The sequence below is a fragment of the Bacillus cereus group sp. BfR-BA-01355 genome (genome assembly GCF_022663675.1).
GTDB classification, from domain to species: Bacteria; Bacillota; Bacilli; order Bacillales; family Bacillaceae_G; genus Bacillus_A; species Bacillus_A thuringiensis_S.
This window is the reverse complement of the sequence record NZ_JAKUFY010000179.1, coordinates 1-6,343: the sequence shown is the minus strand read 5'-3', so window position 1 is coordinate 6,343 and position 6,343 is coordinate 1. Positions and strand designations below refer to the sequence as shown.

The window sequence follows — 6,343 nt, the reverse complement described above, 5'->3', positions numbered from 1 at the left end:
CGGAGAAGCTAAGAAACTGAATGCCCTTCGTCAACTTGATGATAAAGAACAAAGATGGATGCAAGACCAAGACCACAAAGTAAGTCGTGGAATCGTTGATTTTGCAACGGATAATAATATTTCTGTCATTCGATTAGAGCAACTAACAAACATTAGACAGACGGCACGAACAAGCCGTAAAAACGAAAAAAATCTACACACTTGGTCATTCCATCGTTTAGCACAATTCATCGAGTACAAAGCGACATTAGTTGGCATAAAGGTCGAATATGTGAATCCTTCTTATACAAGTCAAACATGTCCGAAATGTTCTGATAAGAACAAGGCGCAAGACAGAAAATACAAATGCCAATGTGGGTTTGAGAAACATCGTGATATCGTTGGGGCGATGAATATTCGCTACGCAACTGTGGTTGGCGGTAATAGTCAATCAGCCTAAGAACCTATATGGTCTGTCTTAGGAGGGGTGATGGCACACCCTCATCTTGAAGGCTGTTCAAAACAGAAATGGACTGCGAATGCTTAGTCATTCAAGAATCCCATCCGTTACACCGTAAGGTGTAGGACTTGCGGCTTTAGCCGTGGGAGTGTCAATCTCTCTTTGATAAAGTATTAGAAATACACGGAAATTAGTAATGTTCACGGTGGATTATTGGTAAGTTCTAATTTAAGTCTTAAGGATTTTTGGGAAAATAAACTGACATACATTTAATTTTTAAACTAAGAGAATTTCTTTTGGAGATTATCGTTTTCTAGATTTTTAGAGTAATCTAAAAATAAGTTACATATTTAGTGAGATACATGTAGAGAATAAATTTTGATTGTGTAAAAACAATCAAAATTTATTACATGAGGTGAAGATATGAGTCAAAATAATTCAAATGAAGTAAAGAAAAACGAGGTAGGATTAATTCCTTTTGATGTGTTGGAGGTTGTTAGTGAAGTTCGTGAAATACCTGAAGGTGTAAAACTAATAAATGCTCCGGCAGCATGGGAAAAAAGTGAAAAAGGAAAAGATGTTGTGGTTGCAGTTCTAGATACAGGCTGTCAAATTGACCATGTAGATTTAAAGGACCGCATTATTGGAGGAAGAAATTTTACTACTGATAACAATAGTGATCCAAATAATTATACTGATATGAATGGTCATGGAACACATGTAGCAGGAACGATTGCTGCTACAGAAAATAATAAAGGTGTTTTAGGAGTTGCCCCACAAGCTAAGCTACTTATTGTTAAAGTGCTAGGCGGTCCAAATGGATCGGGTGCTTATGAATGGATAATAAATGGGATTAATTACGCAGTAAACTGGAGAGGCCCTAATGGAGAAAAAGTAAGAGTTATTTCTATGTCTTTATCAGGACCAGAGAATAATCCAGAACTACATCAAGCTGTGAAAAATGCAGTCAATAATGATGTATTAGTTGTTTGTGCAGCAGGTAATAGAGGAGATGGTAACGATACGACTGATGAGTTAAGCTACCCAGGTGCATATCCTGAGGTTGTAGAAGTTGGTGCAGTTGATTTAAATAAAAATGCAGCCCGTTTTAGTCAGTCAAACAAAAATGTAGATTTAGTTGGGCCTGGAGTAGAGATTTATTCCACGTATAAAGATGGAACATATGCCAAATTAAGTGGGACTTCAATGGCAACTCCGCATATATCAGGTGGGGCAGCATTAATCATTAAACATTGTGAAAGCGAAAATGAGTTTGGCAGAATATTGTCTGAGGATGAAATTTATGCACAATTGATTAAACGAACAACAGCTCTTAATGAGTCTAAACGAAAAGTAGGCAATGGATTATTAGATTTAGCAAAAGAATAAAACAGAAGGTATTGGATTGCTTGATTTAACAGGTGTGTACATTAATAGTTTCTAAAGGATAAGCTGAAAGATTTATAAAAAAATGGGTGTCAGGTACATCTGAAAATATCGTGTATTACAAATGCGATAAATATATAAAGGTTTTATATTGGGATGAAAAATCGTTGCATCATAATGTTAAATTAAAATAATGTAAAATAAACAAGAAAGCAGTTCTTTTTGATAGAGAAATTCCCAGAAACCCAAATAGGTTTTTTGGCTGTTAATTATTAGCATATTCTAGAATTAGTTTCTTTGAAGCTTAAAGTACCCTTTTAAAAGAATACTTTAAGCTTCAAAACTAATACAGATCTTTAAATAATGTTAACTATATATACTAAATTGATTAAGGATTCATTAGCTGATTTTACTTTCATATTAACAGCTTATGTTTCTAATAAGGCTTAAGAATATCTTTAATAAAAATAATATAAGAAGGATGATAACATGTCAGAAGTTTTAAATCCGATTAAGTATGAAGTTAAATTTTTTCTTCAAAGTAATCAAATTTTAAATGAAAAGTATGAATTACAGGAAAGTGTAAAAAAAGAACTTAACATTACAAAAGCTGAGCAACGGTACATTCAATTTATAGATACGGTAAATAAAGAAATGTATCAAGTGGGATGGATTTTACGAAACCGTAAAGTTGATGATGGTCAAGAATTAACATATAAAAAAAGATACCCGATTACCAATGATGATATTGAAGCGATGTTAGTACAAGCAAAAGAAGATGGGTTTGATTTAAATAGTACAAAATTTGAACCTGAAGTGGATTGGGGATTTACAAAAAAGACATTAAGCCTTTCTTTTGATGCTATCAACACAGCACCTGATTCTTCAAACCCAATATCAATTCAAGAGTTACGTGAAAAATTCCTTCAAAATGCTCCCGAAGAGTTTCAGAATTGGAAGATGGGTGGTACGACTCAGGATAGAATTAATGAAGCAATTGTATATGGTCCTGTATTTGAAAGGAAATATACAGGAGAATGGCAAGGACATAAATTGAAAGTAGAAATATGGTCAATGGATAGTTGCTCAGAAGTAATTGTTGAAGTATCTTTGAAAAAATTCAACGAGAAGGATATTGCAATTCAACAACATCAACAATTAAAAGAGTTTCTTAGTGAGAAAAAATGGTTATTAGAGAAAGACATACTAAAAACAGAATGGGTTTTAAATTTATGTAAATAATTATTCTTCGTACTATACGCTTTAATAGAAGATTACCTGCATTAGTCTTAGTAAACAAATGATTTTTGTACAGAACATAAAGAAACTTCTAATAGACATTCGATTCATATAAAGCAAATAGAGTTGAAGCAGAGTAGTGAAGGTATATATTAAGCTTTAGGAGGATGGTCAAGATGTGTATCGGTGAAGGATTTAATACTGAATTTCTAGGAGCAGAACATGTAATAGAATTGCCAAGACTTGTTGGTAAATCTGCTGAAGAAGCTTTAAATAATGGACAAGTTTTTAATTTTACACACTTTTCTTTAATAATGAATAAGCGGCGCAAGTTTTTAATTTATGGTGCTAATAATGTTGATAAAAATTTAATGAAAAATATAGAAAGGACCGATGTGTGGCACTTCGCTCCTTGTATAGGTGAGGAAAATCAGGTTGGAAATGAATTATATCGAAACAATCCTTGGGATAGGGGACATATGGTACGAAGAAAGGATGTCGGTTGGGGAAGTGTAGAAGAAGCAAAGAAAGGAAATGATGATTCATTTTGCTGGGGAAATATTGTTTTACAACATTGCGAAGTTAATCAAGGAATTTGGAATGATATTGAAGAATGGATTCTTGAACATGATGACAATCCATCAAGAAAAATTTCCATCTTTACAGGTCCAATTTTTACTGAAAACGACAGAAAATATTGTGGCGAAAATGGTAATTTGGGTTGTGGTATTCAAATTCCGGCGGGTTTTTGGAAAACTATGTTCTTTATTGATTCTAAGAAAAAATTACGCTCAGTTGCTTTTTTAGTTAAACAAGATGAGTTTTGGTTTGATAATCAAGGAAGAAGGTTTAAACCACTTGAAAGTTACCAAGTTCCTTTGAATACGGTTAGTCAACTGACTGGTTTAGAGTTTAATGATTTATTATATAAAACCAATCCTCTTTTCTTTCGTCCAAATAGTTTAACTGAAAGTGCAGAAATCAATACACCTGAGTATCATTTAATTCAAGGTGTAGGTGATTTAATTTTGGATCGCGATTTAATTTGACCAATATATAAAAAGTATGATTTATAAACTAAATCATACTTTTTATATATTGGTCAACTATTAATGAATCTAATTAAATATATTATGTAATAAGCTAGAATAATTGTTTATCGTTGAATATAAAAATTGAAGGTCGTAAAGGATATTGGAGTAATGTAAAAAAAAATCAACAGGGTCCAAATTTAATAAAGCATCATTCGAACACAAAAAAACAAAGGTGTAAGTAGCAGTTAGGAGGACAAATTATGATTGAAAGTTTAATTTTGGTTGAAGGACAGAACATCAGTACAGAAGCATTAAGAAGTATGTCTTTAGGAAATGCTAAACAATTGGTAATTGGAGTTACAACACCAGCTAAGGGAGTAATCCTTCAGGTTAATGCAACGTCTTCTTCTTATTTAGGGAGTGCACTCCTTGAAATTTCGCAAGTTCCAGGTGTTACGAACGTTTTAACATTGAAACTTGAGAATACCCAATGAGTTTGAAATTTATGTAATTCTGCTGGTTGGATTAGTTATAACAGAGTTTTCTGCAAATCTGGTAGTTTTTTCTTAAGAAATTGAATACAAACTCTTCAAATATAGAAATTGTATTTTTTACCGAATGTAATTTTTGTTTAAAGACTAACAATATGTAGATAAATAAAAAATACTAAGGAGAATTTTTTATGTCTAGACAATTGATTATAATAGCTAAATCAAATGTAAATTTAAGTGAATTAGGAACCTCCTCTTCTGACAGTCAGAAAACAGATGATTTTATAGGTTTATTAGCTGCTCAGGATGTTCAAATTCAGCCACTTTTCGAGAAGGAGCAAATACAACCAATTAAAACAGTATCTCTTGAAAGTGATATAGAACCTCCTGATTTTTCTAAGTACTATAAAGTGATTGCTCCTGATGAGAAATTGGAAGAACTTGTAGCGCAATTTCGCAATTCAAGTGTAGTTGAAGATGCTTACATTAAACCTGCTCCGGAACTTGCAAAATTAGCTGTAGAACCTAAAACGGATGTTACAATCCGAGCTACTCCAGACTTGAGCTTTAGACAAGGTTATCTAAATGCAGCTCCAGCCGGAATTGATGCGCGACATGCTTGGAATTTCCCTGGAGGAAAAGGTAATGGAGTAAATATAGTAGATATTGAAGGTGCGTGGAGATTTTCCCATGAAGATTTACGAAAAAATCAAGGTGGAGTTATTGCAGGAACACCATCTTCTGATTTAGGGTGGAGGAATCATGGCACAGCTGTAATAGGTGAAATTAGTGGTGATGAAAATGGCGAAGGTGTGACCGGAATTAGTCCAAACGCAAAAATACATGCAATTTCAGTTTTTGGGCAAAATCAAACTTCTTCAAATGCAATTTTACAAGCTGCTAATGCTCTCGGTGCTGGAGATATTATTCTTATTGAACTACATGCACCTGGACCACGGTTTAATTTTCAAGATAGACCTGATCAAAAAGGATACATTGCTATGGAGTGGTGGAAAGACGACTTTGAAGCAATTCGCTTTGCTACTGCTAAAGGAATTATTGTAGTAGGGGCTGCGGGCAATGGAGCTGAAGATTTAGATGATCCAATTTATGAAAACAGATTTAACCGTAGTCAAAGGGATTCGGGTGCTATCTTAGTAGGAGCTGGAGCGCCTCCACCAGGTACTCATGGTAGCGATCATGGACCTGATCGATCTAGACTTCCTTTCTCAAATTATGGGTCTATCGTTGATACACAAGCCTGGGGAAGAGAAGTAACGACTACTGGATACAGTGATTTACAAAGAGGAGTAAATGAGGATTCATGGTATACAGATAGATTTAGTGGAACGTCTAGTGCTTCGCCAATTGTTGTAGGAACAATCGCTTGTCTTCAGGGAATTGTAAAAGCTCGCGGGCAAAGTCCGTTGACTCCTATACGTGTAAGAAACATGCTTAGAAATTCGGGCTCTCCACAGCAAGATGCACAAACAAGACCTAAATCACAACGTATTGGGAATCGACCAGATTTAAAACAGCTTATTAATATGATTCAGTAGGATTAATAATTAAAATTGCACTATTTAATTGATTATTAGTTTATTTTGATAGAGACGAACGTACATGTTTATTGATTTAAAATTCGTTATTCTTTCTAAACAAGCTAGATTAGAAAGAATAACGTATTCTTATAAATTTTTCGATTTAAGATGAATTATTACTATTTGTGGAGGAGTTGCCGACTTCTAGATGAA

At 33.8% G+C, this 6,343-nt stretch carries 6 protein-coding genes; all 6 read left to right on the top strand.

Annotation, left to right across the window (positions count from 1 at the left end; genetic code table 11):
* The coding region (locus MR167_RS29840) for an RNA-guided endonuclease TnpB family protein (protein WP_242316119.1) at positions 1–439 on the top strand (439 nt) is incomplete at its 5' end.
* Between the two features lie 423 nt (positions 440–862).
* Complete coding sequence (locus MR167_RS29835; RefSeq protein ID WP_078994734.1) at positions 863–1,828, top strand: S8 family peptidase; 966 nt, start codon at positions 863–865, stop codon at positions 1,826–1,828.
* Positions 1,829–2,314: 486 nt separating this feature from the next.
* Complete coding sequence (locus tag MR167_RS29830; RefSeq protein ID WP_242316118.1) at positions 2,315–3,067, top strand: hypothetical protein; 753 nt, start codon at positions 2,315–2,317, stop codon at positions 3,065–3,067.
* Positions 3,068–3,240: 173 nt separating this feature from the next.
* The gene (locus MR167_RS29825; RefSeq protein WP_078994732.1) at positions 3,241–4,113 is read left to right on the top strand and encodes a DNA/RNA non-specific endonuclease; all 873 of its coding nucleotides are present in this window, start codon (positions 3,241–3,243) and stop codon (positions 4,111–4,113) included.
* A gap of 245 nt (positions 4,114–4,358) precedes the next feature.
* Positions 4,359–4,592 carry a hypothetical protein gene (locus MR167_RS29820; protein WP_000573034.1) on the top strand — a complete coding sequence of 78 codons (234 nt, stop codon included), beginning with the start codon at positions 4,359–4,361 and terminating at the stop codon, positions 4,590–4,592.
* Between the two features lie 188 nt (positions 4,593–4,780).
* On the top strand, positions 4,781–6,148 hold the full coding sequence (locus tag MR167_RS29815) for a S8 family peptidase (protein WP_078994731.1): 1,368 nt from the start codon (positions 4,781–4,783) through the stop codon (positions 6,146–6,148).
* Positions 6,149–6,343 lie beyond the last annotated feature (195 nt).